This is a genomic window from Okeania sp. SIO2F5 (assembly GCF_010692685.1).
In the GTDB taxonomy this organism is placed as follows: Bacteria; Cyanobacteriota; Cyanobacteriia; order Cyanobacteriales; family Microcoleaceae; genus Okeania; species Okeania hirsuta.
In genome coordinates, this window is record NZ_JAAHGU010000153.1 from 1 (window position 1) to 16,709 (window position 16,709).

General features: G+C 37.5%; 15 protein-coding genes and 2 pseudogenes. 9 read left to right on the top strand and 8 right to left on the bottom strand.

Translation table 11 applies throughout. The features are described 5' to 3' along the window. Nucleotides 1-328: 328 nt before the first annotated feature. Nucleotides 329-1,059, top strand: a pseudogene (locus tag F6K27_RS28285) (IS5 family transposase). A gap of 159 nt (nucleotides 1,060-1,218) precedes the next feature. On the opposite strand, the gene F6K27_RS28290 reads toward F6K27_RS28285, so the two are convergent. Beyond that, nucleotides 1,219-2,301 (bottom strand): amidohydrolase family protein, encoded by a 1,083-nt coding sequence (locus F6K27_RS28290; protein ID WP_124143474.1) that lies wholly within the window; start codon nucleotides 2,299-2,301, stop codon nucleotides 1,219-1,221. 489 nt (nucleotides 2,302-2,790) lie between these two features. Between F6K27_RS28290 and F6K27_RS28295 the strand changes: the two genes are divergently transcribed. The 5 genes and pseudogenes from F6K27_RS28295 (at nucleotide 2,791) to rnc (ending at nucleotide 5,700) form a co-directional block, all read left to right on the top strand. After that, complete coding sequence (locus F6K27_RS28295) at nucleotides 2,791-3,282, top strand: transposase (protein WP_287279359.1); 492 nt, start codon at nucleotides 2,791-2,793, stop codon at nucleotides 3,280-3,282. Between the two features lie 218 nt (nucleotides 3,283-3,500). Next, the gene (locus F6K27_RS28300) at nucleotides 3,501-3,683 is read left to right on the top strand and encodes a hypothetical protein (RefSeq protein WP_124143476.1); all 183 of its coding nucleotides are present in this window, start codon (nucleotides 3,501-3,503) and stop codon (nucleotides 3,681-3,683) included. Between the two features lie 362 nt (nucleotides 3,684-4,045). Next, nucleotides 4,046-4,450, top strand: a pseudogene (locus tag F6K27_RS28305) (RNA-guided endonuclease InsQ/TnpB family protein); the annotation flags it as partial. Nucleotides 4,451-4,599: 149 nt separating this feature from the next. Continuing rightward, a complete protein-coding gene (locus F6K27_RS28310) occupies nucleotides 4,600-4,725 on the top strand; it encodes a hypothetical protein (protein ID WP_275670287.1) in 126 nt (41 codons plus the stop codon). A 237-nt stretch (nucleotides 4,726-4,962) separates the two neighbouring features. Beyond that, complete coding sequence (rnc, locus tag F6K27_RS28315; protein ID WP_124143477.1) at nucleotides 4,963-5,700, top strand: ribonuclease III; 738 nt, start codon at nucleotides 4,963-4,965, stop codon at nucleotides 5,698-5,700. A 950-nt stretch (nucleotides 5,701-6,650) separates the two neighbouring features. Here the strand turns inward: rnc and F6K27_RS28320 are convergent. The 4 genes from F6K27_RS28320 to F6K27_RS28335 form a co-directional block, all read right to left on the bottom strand. Further along, on the bottom strand, nucleotides 6,651-7,346 hold the full coding sequence (locus tag F6K27_RS28320) for a hypothetical protein (RefSeq protein WP_124143478.1): 696 nt from the start codon (nucleotides 7,344-7,346) through the stop codon (nucleotides 6,651-6,653). Nucleotides 7,347-7,738: 392 nt separating this feature from the next. Further along, nucleotides 7,739-8,692, bottom strand: coding sequence for an N-acetylglucosamine kinase (locus tag F6K27_RS28325; protein ID WP_287279351.1), 954 nt, complete (start codon nucleotides 8,690-8,692; stop codon nucleotides 7,739-7,741). Nucleotides 8,693-8,726: 34 nt separating this feature from the next. Further along, nucleotides 8,727-8,855 carry a hypothetical protein gene (locus F6K27_RS28330; RefSeq protein ID WP_287279352.1) on the bottom strand — a complete coding sequence of 43 codons (129 nt, stop codon included), beginning with the start codon at nucleotides 8,853-8,855 and terminating at the stop codon, nucleotides 8,727-8,729. Between the two features lie 34 nt (nucleotides 8,856-8,889). After that, entirely contained in the window at nucleotides 8,890-9,018 is a 129-nt protein-coding gene (locus F6K27_RS28335; protein ID WP_287279353.1) for a hypothetical protein, read from the bottom strand. 390 nt (nucleotides 9,019-9,408) lie between these two features. Here F6K27_RS28335 and F6K27_RS28340 point away from each other — a divergent pair, with 390 nt between their 5' ends. The 3 genes from F6K27_RS28340 to F6K27_RS28350 all read left to right on the top strand — a co-directional run bounded on the left by F6K27_RS28340 (nucleotide 9,409) and on the right by F6K27_RS28350 (nucleotide 12,086). Beyond that, the gene (locus F6K27_RS28340; protein ID WP_287279354.1) at nucleotides 9,409-10,308 is read left to right on the top strand and encodes a hypothetical protein; all 900 of its coding nucleotides are present in this window, start codon (nucleotides 9,409-9,411) and stop codon (nucleotides 10,306-10,308) included. A gap of 20 nt (nucleotides 10,309-10,328) precedes the next feature. Next, complete coding sequence (locus F6K27_RS28345; RefSeq protein ID WP_287279355.1) at nucleotides 10,329-11,453, top strand: LLM class flavin-dependent oxidoreductase; 1,125 nt, start codon at nucleotides 10,329-10,331, stop codon at nucleotides 11,451-11,453. A 498-nt stretch (nucleotides 11,454-11,951) separates the two neighbouring features. Further along, entirely contained in the window at nucleotides 11,952-12,086 is a 135-nt protein-coding gene (locus F6K27_RS28350; RefSeq protein WP_287284713.1) for a hypothetical protein, read from the top strand. Between the two features lie 203 nt (nucleotides 12,087-12,289). On the opposite strand, the gene F6K27_RS28355 is transcribed toward F6K27_RS28350, so the two are convergent. From F6K27_RS28355 to F6K27_RS28365, 3 genes are all read right to left on the bottom strand, one after another. Beyond that, nucleotides 12,290-13,432 carry an EcsC family protein gene (locus F6K27_RS28355; protein WP_287279356.1) on the bottom strand — a complete coding sequence of 381 codons (1,143 nt, stop codon included), beginning with the start codon at nucleotides 13,430-13,432 and terminating at the stop codon, nucleotides 12,290-12,292. 965 nt (nucleotides 13,433-14,397) lie between these two features. Beyond that, nucleotides 14,398-15,312 carry a S1 RNA-binding domain-containing protein gene (locus tag F6K27_RS28360; protein ID WP_287279357.1) on the bottom strand — a complete coding sequence of 305 codons (915 nt, stop codon included), beginning with the start codon at nucleotides 15,310-15,312 and terminating at the stop codon, nucleotides 14,398-14,400. Between the two features lie 286 nt (nucleotides 15,313-15,598). Then, on the bottom strand, nucleotides 15,599-16,336 hold the full coding sequence (locus tag F6K27_RS28365) for a dienelactone hydrolase family protein (RefSeq protein ID WP_287279358.1): 738 nt from the start codon (nucleotides 16,334-16,336) through the stop codon (nucleotides 15,599-15,601). Nucleotides 16,337-16,709: the final 373 nt, after the last annotated feature.

Here is a 16,709-nt window from a genome sequence, read left to right on the forward strand (position 1 = left end):
AGTCTTTCGGTGCCAACAACTAATGAAACAGCATGATTTAATACAAGGACTAACTTGCTTCCATTGGTGGCCTCAAACTAGGGCTGTTCAATTATAAGCGATCGCTTGAACATAAAGGTAGTTGGCGATCGCCATCTTTTTGGCCATAAAGTTTGAATACATCTACTGTAATAATTCTGGTTTTATTATAAGTTATCATCCGAACATGATATAAATGGTAAACCAGATATCAAACATGAGAGTATATGACTCGTAAAGCCTATTCCACAGACCTAAGCGATTCCCTCCGGGACGCTGCGCGAACGCTGCTTGGGAAATCATAGCTCCCATGCTACCTGTGGCCAAATCTGAAACATCCAGAGGAAGGAAACAAACAGTGGACTTACCAGAAGTTGTTAATAGTATTCTCTACTGGAGTCGTAGTGGTTGTGCCTGGGAACTGTTACCCCATGACTTCCCACCAGCCAAGACTGTGTATGGGTATTTCCGAAAATGGCAAAAACAAGGAGTCTGGCAACGGATTCACGATAGCCTACGGGCTAATGTCCGTCAACAAGAGGGACGAAACCCCGAACCCACAGGAGCTATAATTGATAGCCAATCAGTGAAAACAACGGAGATAGGAGGAGCAGAGCGAGGCTTTGATGGAGGCCAAAAAGTCAAAGGCCGGAAACGGCACATCGAGCGTGGAGACATTAGGGCTAGTGTTAGTAGTGTTGGTTCATGCTGCCAATATATCAGATGTCACAGCTGGAAGGATGTTGCTGGCAGAATCAAGCCTGTCAGTTCCAACTCTACAAAAGGTTTGGGCCGATAGAGGTGATCGAGGACAGTGATTGCAGCAAGTCGCGGGTGGATGCGAGCTTTACCTGGAGGTGGTTGAACGTTCTCAAAAAAGTTTTGAGGTTGAACCTCGACGTTGGGTAGTTGAGAGAACTTGAGGCTGGCCCTTGACGACAAAGACGACTAAGTAAAGATTACGAGGGTTTACCGGAAGTGAGTGAAGCTGTCGTTCACATTGCCATGATGTCACTGATGTTAAATCGTCTTGTGGCTTAAGGTTTTATTTACAGATACCCTCTAATAGTCTTTTATTAAAGTTGAAAAATCTTTTCTCTAAAAGAGTCTGAAATTTTTAGTTCAATGATACCAGTTCTCCAAAAAAGGAGAAAGGTTTTTAGATTATATCCTAACAAAGTGAAACCTACCCATTTCACCTCAAACTTTATAGAAACATTTAGGATTATCCCAAACGATTTTTTTAACTATCTCCTGAGATAAATTTTTCTCAAGCTCTACAATGTTTTTCACAATATCTGGGTGATGATCCATGTGTGGATAATCTGAGCCAAATATTAAATTTTCAGAGCCAATGTAATCAATAATTTGAGTTAGATAAGGTTCAGATGGCTCAACGGCAATATAACATTGACGGCGAAAATACTCTGAAGGCAGCAACTTTACCATATCTTTGACTTCCCAATGTAAATTTCTATACTCTTCGTCCAACCGCCATAACCAATAGGGCAACCAACCACAACCAGATTCTAAAAATCCTACCCTCAGCTTCGGATGACGCTCTAATACTCCTCCTTCTATTAAGGCCAATAATGCCATCATCTGTTCCATGGGGTGAGAACAAGCATGGAGGGCAAAACGACTATTGAATCTATCTGCTCCTGTGGTGGGTAAGCGACCGTGGGTTGCCTCGTGAATGCCTACAGCTATATCTAATTCTTCGCAAGCAGCCCAAAAGGGTTCGTATTCCGCATCGCTCAAAATTCTGCCTTTGACAGGGTTAGGGCGTAAAAAAACTGCTTTCCAGCCAAAGTTTACAATTCGATGTAGCTCTTTGACCATCTCCTGGGGGTCATGGAGATTCATTGCTCCTACTCCTTTTAACCGACTGGGGTCATAGCTACAAAATTCTTCATACAGCCATGTATTGTAGGCATGGGTAAAAGCTCCGATGACTTCTGGGGGGAAAGTATCGATGGCAAATAACCACAGTCCGGAAGTGGGATAAATAAAGGCTATATCTATTCCCATCAATACCATTGCTTGGACGTGGGATTCCACGTCGTAGTGGTTTAAATAAGCATGGGGGTGAGCCTCCATCATCTGCCTATTTCCCTCTTGTTCTACTTGTTGGGAGATTTTTTCGGTGATGGGTTGTCCTTTGATTTTCATGTCGGTTGAGGGGGCAAAGTCTTGAAATTGAGGTTCGAGGTATTTGGCCCACATCTGGGAAGGTTCGATAGCGTGGGAGTCTGCATCTATAATTTTGTAACTGTTCAGCATTTTTATTTTTCTGTGTAGTAGACTGTTTCATCTAAATAAAATAGTGTAATAGTAGAGGCGGGTTCTGCATTAAATTAGTCTTACTCAACATTAAATTTAGATAAACCTGCCCCATGCCCCACTTCAGTAGATCCAGTAGTGTCGCGTCAAGCTTAAAATGGTGTATTAGCTTCATAGGCAAGAAGTTATCATCACAGACCATCAGGCGATCGCTAAAAATTGACATGGAGAAACAGGTGTTAAGAGTCTTAGTATGCCACAGTTTCAACAACAGGATAAAGATGCTTCAATGACAAAATAGCAAAATAATAGTATATTTTAAGATTTGGCGTTGCTGATTTGAGGTATGATCTCATTCAGGATAAGAGAGCGAGCAAAAAACTTTCTCCTTCTACTCAGGGTTTCTTATTCTTTCTTCCCTCCTGACTCCTGAGGACTGACTCCTAAGTAATTAGGATTAATATCATATCATAAATTGAAAATTGTTTAATTCGAGTATTTGCTTTAGATGAATGTGATGTTTGTGCTGAAGATATTTGTGGTTATGGATGGGGCGATCGCCTGGAAAGACGAGAGGTAGAGGTAGACAACTATCGTGATTCCCAGACATACTATGGAGCTTTAGATTGCCAAAGTGAAGAAGTAATACTTAGTGCCTATCAAACAGCTAACACGGAAGCCACAATTGATTTTGTCAAGCATTTACGTATTCAAAGTGAGGAAGCGAAAATTGTTCTGATTTGGGATGGATCCAGTTACCATCGTTCCCAAGAGTTTCGTAAGTTTCTTGCCACAATCAATACTCAGACAAATATTACAGTTCATTGTTTGCGTTTTGGACCATATGCACCATCAGAAAATCCCATAGAGAATATTTGGGGACAAGCCAAAAAACTGCTTCGACAATTACACCAACGATGTCGCTCCTTTGCCATCACAAAAAAAATCTTTGAACTATTTATTAGAGTTGTCGCTAAATAGAGGGAAAAAATCGCTCCAACCTAGACAGAGCAATAATTTCAAGGCCTTTTTAGCCACCAATAGCTACAATCCTTATATAACAAGGTTTTTGGGGGTTTTTGAAGTTATAAAGCGACAAGTCTATTAAGTATAGGTTATTTAGTGTGCCCAATTTGAGTAAATATCAAGCTTTCTCTAGTATCATTTAGGATTTCTATACTAACCTGTGGAGTAAAACTATGTATCATCAGAAATGGAAAAAAATAATTATTTTTTGTTTATTATTTATCTTGATTTTTTTTAGTACCATTATCTTAAAAATTCTCCTGGTAAAACAATCAGCGATCGCTGTAAAAGAAGATGACTGGGATAGATTTTTAGAAGAGAAAGACTTTATTGAAGCAGTAAATCAAGTTGAGTAGCATTGGGAAAGAGACTATGAAAATTACTTTGATGAAAATCTAGCTGACTTTTCAGTAACGGCTGAAGGTATCGCTGAAACTCTTTCAAATATATCTCAACAAACTGGTACAAAACCTGCTGTTATAGCAATGTGCGCTGGCATATTTACACATTATTTTTTGTACACCTGTTCGCTTAATGCACTTTGAGCTGGACATTGTAAATACCTGAGCGCACATTGCTATATTTGGATTTGGTCACGAGCAGAGCAAATGCAGCTAATATTAATAACCCTAGGCAAAAAACCAGAATTTTATAGTGTTACTGATGCAGATAAGGCACAGTTAATTAATACAGTTATAAGCCTAAATAATGTGAAGGCAAACTATCTCAACTACAATATCGGAACCGTAATAAAACAATTGGTTCAGCTAACTGGAAAAAGGCACAACTGAAGATAGCTAGACTGCATAGAAAATTAGCAAACATCCGTCTTGACTCACTTCATAAATTGACAACATACTTAGCCAAGAACCACGGTACTGTTGTCATTGAAAATTTGAATGTTAGCGGTATGCTAGCCAACCATAAGCTGGCGAAATCAGTTAGCAGATAGTGATTTTATGAGTTCAGGCGACAGCTTGAATATAAAACTCAGTGGTACGGCTCTGAGCTAGTAGTTGTTGATAGATTTTTCCCATCATCAAAAACTTGCAGTAGGTGCGGTCATGTTCAGGATATGCCACTAAGCCTGAGAACTTATAACTGTCCTGACTGTGGCTTGTAAATAGATAGAGATTTAAACGCCAGTATAAATTTGAGAGATGCGGTCGGGCAAGACCCGTGAATGCTTGTGGATGAGTAACCGCCGACGGCCTCAGTTGTTTGCATAGCATTCCGTAGGAAAGCAGGAAGTAAACAGTAAAATGTCGCATTATGACATTTTATATCGTTTTTATGAAGCAGTTACAACCACCCCTAGAATTGTCAGAGTTTGGTAATGAAATTTTTTCCCATCCTTATTATTGGTCAGCTTTTACATTAATTGGTAATCCTTGGTAAGTTTTTTGGGCGTTGATAATTTAGACCCTAGATCGATTATCTTCTCCACCTTTCTGTATGTAATAATTATAATGTAACTCTAATAGTAAACAAATATTCCATTGCACTAAAATTAGCAAAGTAGGAAGCAGGAAGTAGGGAATAGGGAGAGTCCAAAAATTGGATAATTTATTTTTTGCTATTCCTTAACCCTAAAAGTAAACAAATAAATTGGGAGAGACCAAAACCATCCAAACAATGACTCAAATATATCATCCTCGCCAAAAGCAACTTCAATCTCTAATAGAAAAGTTATCTATACCTCAACAAGCAGCAATAAAATGGAATTTACTAGATTTGGCTTTAACCCATTCTACAGTTTCCTCAATACATAACTATGAACAGTTAGAATTTGTAGGTGATGCAGTAGTTCGACTGGTTGCGGCAGAGTTACTATTTGAAAAGTATTCAAATTATCCAGTAGGAGAATTTGCCGCCATTCGTTCTATTTTGGTGAGCGATCGCTCTCTAGCACAAATTGCAAATAAATATGGGTGGAGTCGTTATTTACTAGTATCTAAAAGTGCAGCAGGAGATCGAGCTGGAGAAGAATCACGAATAGCAGATTCTTTTGAAGCTGTTTTAGCTGCTCTTTATTTAAGCACCAATAGCTTAGAATTAATTCGCCCCTGGTTAGACTCTCACTTTGAAATCTTGATCGCAGAAATTCGCAGTGACCCAGCTAGGCAAAATTATAAAGCAGCTCTCCAAGAATGGACTCAAGGTCATTACAAAACACTGCCAAATTATCAAGTTGAGGAAACAAATAAGATTCATGGCGATCGCGGACGTTTCTTTGCAGAAGTTTGGTTTAAAGGCAAGAAACTTGGCATGGGTAAGGGACCATCAATTAAAGCTGCGGAACAAGCTGCAGCTAAATCTGCTTTGAATCAATTGAAAGCTAAAAGTTTTGAACAGTTAGACGATCTACTTTAGTACCTGATAGATAAAGTTATTCATGGTAGTTAATACTCACCAATCTTGAAAACAAGGTGAATATTCAAGGAGTCAGAAATCAGAAGTGTGTTTGCGCAGCATTCGGATTGAAAATCAGAAGTTAAAATTAGTGGGAGAATGGCTCTTTGCGTAGCATTCCCCAATATATCAAGGAACAAGCGTATTTGACATTAAAGTCTTGCTATGTAAGCTTTTGAGCCTATTTTTTAGGTGTTTTTGACTAATACAAATTTGAAAAAAGAATGTTACGAATAATAAGTGTGATTAAAAGACAAGTACAGGAAATGTCCCTTTGACAAAGGGGTGGAACCCCGGGACGACACCAGTTGCAAGCGGTCGATCTTCGGAGCTTCCCGTAGGGTGGGATGGCGTTTTGCTCCCCAACATGTAAAGCGTTAGCGTTTGCGCAGCATGACCATAGGAAAGCTCCTCTGGAGGAGGAAAGAGGCAGCGGCTCTGTCACTCTTCGGGTCTCCTCGCCATATCCAATCCACCAACAGAGCGGTCAGAACCCGCGTCGGCGTGAGACGCAAGGGAATGCTGACCAAGAGAGGGAACGCGCACCAAAAGAAAAAGAGAATTTATGACCTAAAAATTGGTATTGAAGCCATTAATTCTGTACCTCGCCAATCCGACGGCTTCCCTACCTGAGTTCTGACTTCCTCTCCTGGGAGGGGTTAGGGGTGGGTTGACTCCGAATAAATACCCTATTGTAGCAAATATTTATCAATTTTGTATAAAGTCCCGATAAGGGAGTAGGGAAAATAGGGAGATGTGATCTGCATAGATAGGATCGGCTTTTTCATCACTAATTATCTGGATTTAATATCAATCGAGTTGCATAAGGCTAACGCACATTTAATCTAGTATAACTATCAGCCATGGCATTTTGATGAATATTTGCGATAAATCTTGATTCTGTATGTAAATTAACGCAATGCAAAATCAGACCGTAATCTCAAGTCTAAATCTTCCTCTGGATAAATCACGACTACCTCCGCTTTTTCCCGACCCAATAATACTCCAGCTAAAGCACCCAACCCAGCACCAGCTAATACTCTTTCTGTAGCAATTACTTTATCCCCAGTAATACCAGATAGTAAAGTAGCAGCAGCACCACCGACAGCGGCACCCTTCAAAATATCTCCAGCATCAGCACCCTTTGTGATTTTTTCAGTATCGGTAACTACCCTAGAAATAGCGTCAAAACGAAACCTTCTGCGACCGCGGATAATTAACTGTTCGGCCAAAAATTGAGTACCATCTGAAACAGGTTGTAGTTGACCTTCTATTAAACTGCCAAAGGGTATAATTACTCTTCCTTGAACATCTCGAATATCTTGTGCTACTGTTAGCCTTAATCTCATAGATTCATCTGGACTTAGGACTACTTTTTCTGCTTCCTCATATTCGACAGGTATAAGTGTCCCTGCAGGTATTCGTGCTACAGAAAACGGTCTTCGTTGGTTATTAGGAAGTTGTCTTTGTTGGTTCCCAAGAAACGTTCTTCGCCGATAAAATTGAGCCATAGCAGGATTTGAAATTAGAGGTGTTGCTGTGGCTAATGTCATACCTAAACTTAATAATAAAGATGTTCCGAAATGCCATTTTTTTGAATTAAACATAGATAATATTCTCCAAATAGAAAATTTTCAGCAGTGTAATAAATATCTGATGAGATATAGCAGTGCTAGCTCAGGGGTTTACCAGGGTCATTTCATTCTGGTGCAGGATGGCAGAAATAACTAACCAGTTACAAAATCCTAAAAGCCTTACCAATCAATAATTTTAACTTTTGACTTTTGACTTCCGCGTAGCGGCACTAGATTTTTGCAATGAATTTATTGATTTTCAGACAGGGAAAAATAAATTTCCTAAAGCTTGAAATAACGTTGTTTCGTCAATATATAAAATGCCACAGTTTAGAATGAAATAGCCCTGGGCGTTTACCTTTTTAGGGTAAGAGAAAATTGTTAATTTTTTTATATAACAATATTTTGAATTCCCTGTTATTTACCTACATAGCAATAGCTTTCAAGGCTAAAATTCCTGCACCATAAGCAGGTTGATGTCGAGGCCAGATAATTTTGGCAGTAGGAGCGACCGCTAAGATAGAATTTTCAAACCGACCGCGAAAATCAATCATACTGTTCCAGACACTTCCAATAGTAACTACTTCAAAAGTTTCGTGAGGCTGAAATAAGGTAGATATCACAATTTTTGTAGCTATGCTTAACTCCTCCACAGCACCTTGAATAATTTTCTTAGCTACCTTATCTCCCTTATCTGCGGCTGCCGAGACAATGGGAGCAAGTGCGGCTATATCTGTTGCACCCCATCCACGGCGATAGACTACTTCTATTATACCTTCAATATTTGTCAGGCCCAGGTGTCTTTGAAAATCTGTAATTAAAGTAGTCGGAGATTCACGTCCATCATAACTTTTCAAAGCTGCTTGTAGACCTCGAATAGCTATATTATAACCACTACCTTCATCTCCCAAAAGATAACCCCAACCACCAACCCGCTTAATTAAGCCCTGACTATTCTGGCCGAATACTTGGGAACCTGTACCTGCCATTGCCACAATACCTATAGAATATCCAATACCTCCCACCAAAGCGATGTTACTATCGCTACAAATAATTATGGTATTTGGCTGTAAATCCCATTTTATCGGAAGATTAGTAATAATTTCTTGGAGCAAATTTTCTACTACTGAAAAATCTTCAGGTCTTCCTACTCCTGCTAAACCAAGACAAATTCCAGATATTGGTTGATGGTTATTATTATTAGTAACTGCTTGAGTAATAGCGGTTTGAATTGAATTTTTAGCTACTTCAATTCCCACACTCTGATAATTTGACGGACCGCTTTTACCACTACCAAGAATTTGATAATTTTCATCTATTAAAACGGCTTCTGTTTTAGTGCCACCGCCGTCAATTCCTAAAACATTTACTTTTTTCATATTCTATAATTATTATTATTTATCTAATTTTGAGCTAGGAAAAGTTTTGACAATTAATATCAGCTCTCAAACCTCCTACTTCAGTGGTAGGTACTGTTAATTGATAACTTTTAACTGATTTTATACCACCACCATCAATTTCTAAAACATTTACTTTTTTCATATTCTATAATTATTATTATTTATCTAATTTTGAGCTAGGAAAAGTTTTGACAATTAATATCAGCTCTCAAACCTCCTACTTCAGTAGTAGGTACTGTTAATTGATAACTTTTAACTGATTTTATCCCACCACTATCAATTCCTAAAACATTTAATTTTTTCATATTCTATAATTATTATTATTTATCTAATTGGGAGGCAGGAAAAATTTTGACATCGAATTATTCTAACTATAAAAAAATTATCATAAATAGCAAAATTAAGTTGATTTTTTTTTCAACTTGACAGAAAAAAATGTCAAAGTTGTTATACAAATCTAATAAAAACAAATAAATACTCATACTTTTTAGTGATTTATTAATTGTTAAGATTACCTTTTAGGTGATTTTTTATATTTATATGAAACCCCATTGATGTGCCTCAGAGAATCCTCCTGTGGAAGAGTTGCCCTAAGGCTAAAACACAGATTATCTCAACCTTTAGCTTACTATTAGGAGTATCAAAAATGATTAAGCGCACATGATACTCCTAATAGTTGCATAGTTGGAATTAACATGAATATTTATTTTGGACAAGATAGAACTTTCTGCTTTTCAACCATAGATGAAATTAATTTGTACCTCAAAATTCCAATCCTGGAAGGATATTCAATCATTCATTACTCTAGCGAATTAGGAAAAAATTACACCGAGCAAGATTTTAATCTGCTACAAACAAATTCCCAATTAATGGGTGTATCGACTGTACCAATAACATATCCTCTAGAAGATATTGCATACAAAACATATTTAAGTTTGCTAGAACTGACACAAGACTGGAATTTATGTCGAATTGGGAATTATGTTCCCTATATTAATGATGAAAGTAAGGGTCTGGAAAACTATAAATCTTTCTGTAAGGGTAGATCCCTAGCATTTGAAAGTTTTTATGGGACAAACTTTTGTGTAAAATTACCAGCAGCAACAGGTATAGGTATTGCTGATGACACCTATGCAATCTACTTTATTGCAGTGAAGGAAAACATTAGTAATGTGGAAAATCCCGAACAAGTTTCAGCCTACAAATACCCACCCCAGTATAGACCACGTTCGCCAAGTTTTGCCAGAGGAACTGTTATTAAGTCCAATGGTAAACGTATTGGCTATCTGTCAGGAACAGCTAGCATCAAAGGACATAAGTCTGTAGGCAAAGGCAATATTGAAAAACAGTTTGAGGTAACTCTGGATAACATGAAACTGGTGTTTGAACGTATGGGGTTTAATCCAGGACTTCCAGACCCAATGCTTTATGATCGCTCCTTCACCATTTACATCCGCCATCCTTCTGATTTGCCTGTTGTTCAACAGATGGTTAAGAAAAATTTCGCTGCTGCAGATAGACTTATCTATCTGCATTCAGATATATGTCGCTCAGAACTAGACATAGAAATTGAAGCCATCATTACTGAAAAGTAGCTACCATAACTACCCTGCAATTGAGTTACCCGATTTTATCCTTTATCAACTCTAAAAACCAAATTCCATTTTGTTTACAGTTTTTTCCCGATGTTAGCCCTCAACAGAAGTCAGGAGCACAGTATTTTCATGAAGCTCTCCATCTGGTAAGTCTGTGCGACAAACTTAATTATACTAATGTTAGAATTGTCGAACACTACTTCCATCCATACGGCGGATATAGCCCTAATCCTATCGTTTTCCTCACAGCAGCATCCCAACGAACTCGAAAAGCTCGCTTGATTACCGGAGCAGTGTTGCCTGTCTTCAACAATCCACTTAAACTAGCTGGAGAAATTGGGATGTTAGATGCAATTTCCAACGGACGTCTCGAAGTTGGTTTTGCTCGTGCATTTTTGCCCCATGAATTTGCTAGATTTGGGATTGATTTAAACGAAAGTCGTGCCCGCTTTACGGAAGGGATGGAACAGGTACGTTGCCTTCTTGAAGCAGAAAATGTGAGTATGGAAGGTCAGTTTCACCGCTTTGAGAATGTTACTTCTTTGCCTCGTCCGACTCAAACTCCCCGCCCTCCCTTCTGGATAGCGTGTCTGGCTACTCCAGAATCTTTTGTGACTGCTGGTGAAAGGGGTTATGGAGTAATGGCAATTCCTTTAGCTGGTGGGAAAATGGCCGAGTTAATTAAGCTATATCGAGATGCCTGGAAATCTGCTGGTCATCCAGGCCAAGGTAAGGTAATGTTGGCTTTTCATATGTTCTGTGCGCCAACTGAGGAGCAGGCGATCGCCATTGCTCGTCAACCATTAAATAGGTATTTGAAATCTTTGGTAGAAGCTGCTTCTGATTGGGTAAAGGGTACTTGTTCGGTAGATTATCCAGGCTACGATAAAATTATTGCTTCACTACAGGAAGAAACTTTTGAATCTCAGATAGAAAAGGGAGCTGCTTGGATTGGTACCCCTGAAAAATTGCGCAAGACAATTGCTAGTTACTATGAACAGGTTGGAGGTTTTGAATTTGCATCTATGCAGGTGAACTTTAACACTATTTCAGTCGAAGATGCCACAACTTCTATGAAACTCTTTGCTAAAGAAGTGATGCCTCATTTTACTGAAAAGCAATTAGTCGGTAACAGTGTTGTTTGACTATTTTTTAGGGGGTTGGCGTTGCAAAGAAGTCATGCAGCAATAACTTATTTAGTCTAGTAAAGTAGGATTTTATCAAACTATTTGCTGAAAAATTGTATTGATAAAATTGATAATTTTTACCTCTTTTTCCTGCCATTTCATATTGATAAAATTTTGACTATAAAAATTGCTAAATAAGTTTCAAAACTTATGATAACTGATAATTGAAATGACTCTTTACTACTTTTTAGAAAACTATCAAATAATTCGATATTAATTAAACTTATGTTTAATTAATTAATATATTTAAAATTTAAACTAATTTTGACAAAAAAAGTTGAAATGAGCTATTGAGGGCCAAATTTTCGGGAAAAATCGCGATTTTGCCCCTGTATTCGCAATCTTTTCATAAACGCTGTAAGTCTTGATATGCAATAAATACAGGATTTTTGCTTCATAGCGAATTTTGATGTATATTGATAACAAGTCTGTCGCTCTGCGTAGGTGCTAATTAAAATGAAAAGACCATTGGTAAGTAGAAGTGCGATCGCGAAGCGGAATGGAATTCTATCGTGTCAGCGGAACGGAGTTCTATGGCAAAATAGCATTGATAAGATTGATGATTTTTCTTACCGAAAAATTCAGGTATAAAGCCTCTCCATTCATGGGGAAAAAAGAAAAAAATTCCTTTAGCTCCATCCTCTTCTTTATAAGAAGAGGTAATTATTAATTGTTAATTGTTGAACATTTCGTATTGACAAAAATTTCCACTACAAAAACGGCTGAATAAGTTTTGATACTTATTCAGCCTTCCTAATATGCAGTTTCATTTCAATTTTTTAAAAGATTTATTGTTATTCCAATAGGATACCTGCTAAAGCATCTAACTCACTTTGAAGGACTTGCATTTCCACAGCAGCTAGGTCAACCTTCAACTTCTTACTAATTAGTTCGAGGACTTTCTTTTCTTGTGGAGTAATAACCTCATCTAACTCAGCAATTTTTTGACACTGAGCTACAACTGAAATCGCAAACTCATCATTGACTTGAGCAAGTAATTTTTCTAGAGATGGAGGAGATTTGATATTCTTCTGAATTATTTCCAAAGAACCAGGACTAAGGTTAGCTTCCTCAAGTTCTGGAAGTATTTGCTCCCAAGTTTTTCCAGGATTTCCAGCTAAAATTACATGAACCAAAATTTGATCCATAATAGCTTGTTGAGCGATCGCCGCTTTTAAATATTTCTGGGTATCAACTTGAGCAGTTTCTAGTGCAGTTTCCATAGTTTCTGGGGCTAATTTTGCTTCATAGAACCGACAAGCTGCATATCCTAGGGAATATAACATGACTGCATTTGTACTACCACCAATTACTGCACCTGCTAAAGGCACATTTCGCATAAAACCTAATCCTGCTTTTAAAGCTTGACCACCTCCAACTGCTAAACCAAAAATTCCTAAAACTTCTCCTTTTCTTGCGGGTTCTCGTAAATCAAATCCATAAGCATAAGCAATCTGATATACCATTTCTGCTTGTATTGCACTTGTAACTGTTAAGTCAACTGCTATGAGTCCTAATCCCATTCCTGGTACAATACTTGTAGCAACCCCTGTCCCCCCAACATAAATTGCTTTCTCTAAAATTACACGATGGCTAATTTCAGAGGGGCTTTCATTTGGATATTTTTGTTGTAGGCGTTGAATTTCAGTTTCAGCTTTGACAATATCTATCCGATCAACTATTTCTAACAGCTCTATTTTCAGAGCTTTTGTTAATGGTAACAATAATTGACTATTATTCACCATTTCAGTAACATATCCTAGGCTATGTGTTGTATTTACAGCTACACTACCAATAGCTTCACCAGCACCACAAGCTGCTTGAACTGTGGCGTTTCCGACTACTTGTGCTGCTCCTCTAACTGAACCAAATAATGACCCTAAAAAAGACGAATTTTGATTTGGAGTTTTTGATAAATCTGCGGAAGTTGTAGTCATCTTTAAACTGATCTTTTATGAATTTATATATCTAGAATAAGATGCACATTTGTCTGTTAACAATAGTGTATTTACTGAAGTTTTATAGCGTAATTTCCTATTATTTTCCGAAAAAATACTGACCTATTGATAATCTATAAAATTTTTTTTAAGTTCCCACAGTAGGATTATTTTTGAAAATTATTTATCTATGAAATTGTACTTAATAAAAAAAGACAATTATCCCTGATTTATTATGGCTAATAAAAAAACTTGTCTAATTAGTAAAGTAGGATTTGATGAAATTATTTGCTGAAAAATTGTATTGATAAAATTGAGATTATTATCTCTTTTTCCTGCCATTTCATGTCTATAAAATCTTGACTATAAAAATTGCTGAATAAGTTTCAAAACTTATGATAACTGATAATTGAAATGACTCTTTACTACTTTTTACAAGACTATAAAATAATTTTATATTAATTCAACTTATATTTAATTGATTAAAATATTTGAAATTTAAACTAATTTTCACAAAAAAAGTTGAAAGTAGCTCTTGAAGGCCAAAATTTAGGGAAAAATCGTGATTTTGCGCTTGTTTTAGCAATCTTTTCATAAACGCTACAAGTCTTGATATGCAAGAAATACAGGATTTTTGCTTCCCAGGGAATTTTGATGTATATTGATAACAAGTCTGTCGCTCTGCGCAGGTGCTTATTAAAATGAAAAAGAGGATTAATGAGTGGGAGTGCGATCGCCTCAGCGAAACGTAGTTTTATCGCGTAGCAGAACGGAGTTCTATTGCATCAACGGATAAATTTGAGTTATAAAAATTGCTGAATAAGTGCCAAAACCTATTCAGCCATCCTGAAAAGTAATAGAAAAATTAAACCTATAGCTAAGAAAGAATTGATGAGAACATAGACTAATGAAAGACCTTAGACTAGGAAATATTTTTCCAACTATTCCCTATTCCCTATTCCCTGCTATTGTAATTGAGGTAAAGCCTTTCTCGCCCTTTCTGCGCGAGCATCAGCAGACTCCATCACTTCATCAATTTTTTCCAACATTTCCCCTGGATAATTTTCTAACACCTTAGTAGAAAGAGAAATTCGCTTTCGACCTTCATCTAAATCAACAATTAGCGCCTTAATCGGATTACCCTGTGCAAAAATTGTTGATAAAGAATCAACCCGTTTTTGACTAACTTGGGTAATATGAAGCAAACCAGTTAAACCCTCTAAATCTACAAAAACCCCAAAAGGTTTAACTCCAGCAACATTTCCTTCCACCAACTGACCAACAACTAACTTACTAAAACCAGCAGATTGAGCCGCCAAACGCTGAGACATCACAATTTTCTTTTTTTCTTGGTCCAATTCCAAAAAATTGACTGTCAATACTTGGTCAATCAATGACTCCAAATTATCCTTTGCCAGAAGATGGGAGCGCGGAACAAAACCCCGCAAAGATTGTACATCCACCGTCACCCCACCTTTATTAGTACCAATTACTCGAACTTGGAAAGACTGACCACCTTCTTGTAATTCAATCAAATTCTCCCAAATTTGATTAATTTCTAGTTGCTTAATAGAAAGAAGCACTTCTCCTTCTGCATTTTGCTCGCGGATAATTAGGAAGTCCCGTTCTAGCTGTAATGGTAGTGCTTCCGATAAATCTTGTGTTACTCCCAAGAAAGCTTCTTGAATAGGTAAAAGAGCTAAAGACTTACCCCCTATATCAATGTATACACCTTCAGATTCATAACTATATACTTTTCCAGTAACTATTTGTCCTTTTTGAAATTCATAATTATATTGAGGTTGTTCGAGAGCTTTAGCAAAATCGTCCATGGAAAAGGACTGTTTACTTTCTTGAGAGCTAGTTGATTCGGGATTCATATACGGTAAAAAAAACACTAGGCTACTTCAATATAGCTAATCTTTGGGGCTTCAGTAGAGAAAAAAATAACTTATTGACCTATAGACAGGGAATAGGGAGTATGGAGTAGGGGGGAAGCAAAAATATTAAACTATTCGCCACAAAAAAATAATCCTGAAATATTGACTAAAATTTAGCTAGTTCTCAAAGAGTGAAGATTTTTGCTATTAGCCATGAGAAGATCAATTCATAGGGATGTTCGAGCTTCAATATTTTGTTGACCAACACTTTCTAAAACTACTTTTTTTACAATTCTTGACCAAAAAGTTGCTTTGTCTTGACCCAAGCATCAGCAGTAGCTTCAGCATTATAATTACTACGATGGTCACAAAAGAAACCATGATCTGCTTGATAACGAAATACCTGGTGCTTAATTTGATGTTTCTGTAATTCTGCTTCTATTTGGTCTACCTGTTCTATGGGAATTAAAGGATCTTCTGTGCCAAAGAAGCAGTAAATAGTACCACTAATTTTCGGAGTTAGAGTAATAGTAGCTTCACCACCACCGGGAGTACCAGTGGCAATACCAGCTCCATAGAAAGAGGCAGTTGCTTGAATTTCTGGTAAAGTTGCTGCTAAATAGCTCACATGGCCTCCGAAACAGAAACCAATACAACCAAACTTGTCTGCTTTAACAGTAGGTAGGGTTTTGAGATAATTTATAGTAGCTTGAATATCACTTAGTAGTTCTGAGGCTTTGGTTTGTTCTTTATACTTGCGACCCAGTTTGACATTTTCCTCAGTATAGCCCACTTCAAAACCTGGAGCTTGACGTTGGTAGATTGAGGGAGCGATCGCTACATAACCTTCTTTGGCAAATTTTTCTGTTACTTCTCGGATATGGGCATTGACCCCAAATATTTCTTGAATTACTACTACTGCTGGAAATAGATTTTCTTCTACTGGTTGTGCTAGATAAGAAGCTATTTCTAGGTCTCCGTTGGGGACTTGAATATGGGTTGTACGGATTTTTAATTCTGTCATCTTTTCGGCGACGGGAGACCCGCCGTATAATTTACAATTTTTGATCAGGAGGAACCTCCTCCCTCTTTTTTGGGGTGCGATGACCCGTGTCATTATCGCACTGTGGTTAATTCTATCCAAACATTTCTCAATATCTAGTTCGATTACCCTTTTTTTGTGACCTTTTCCTTAGCTGTTGAGGTTGCTGAAGACCTACTTTTGCGCGTCTTGCGTACTCCTACCAGGTCTGAAGCTGTAACTTCGGGCTAGGAAACGAAGGGGTAAGCCTAGGTTGAAAAGTCAATCTAGACCTCGTTAATTGAACTTTCCTCATGGTAATGATTCTTGGTTAAAGTTTTGATAAATTAATGGTAAATGGTGATATATTTTAATT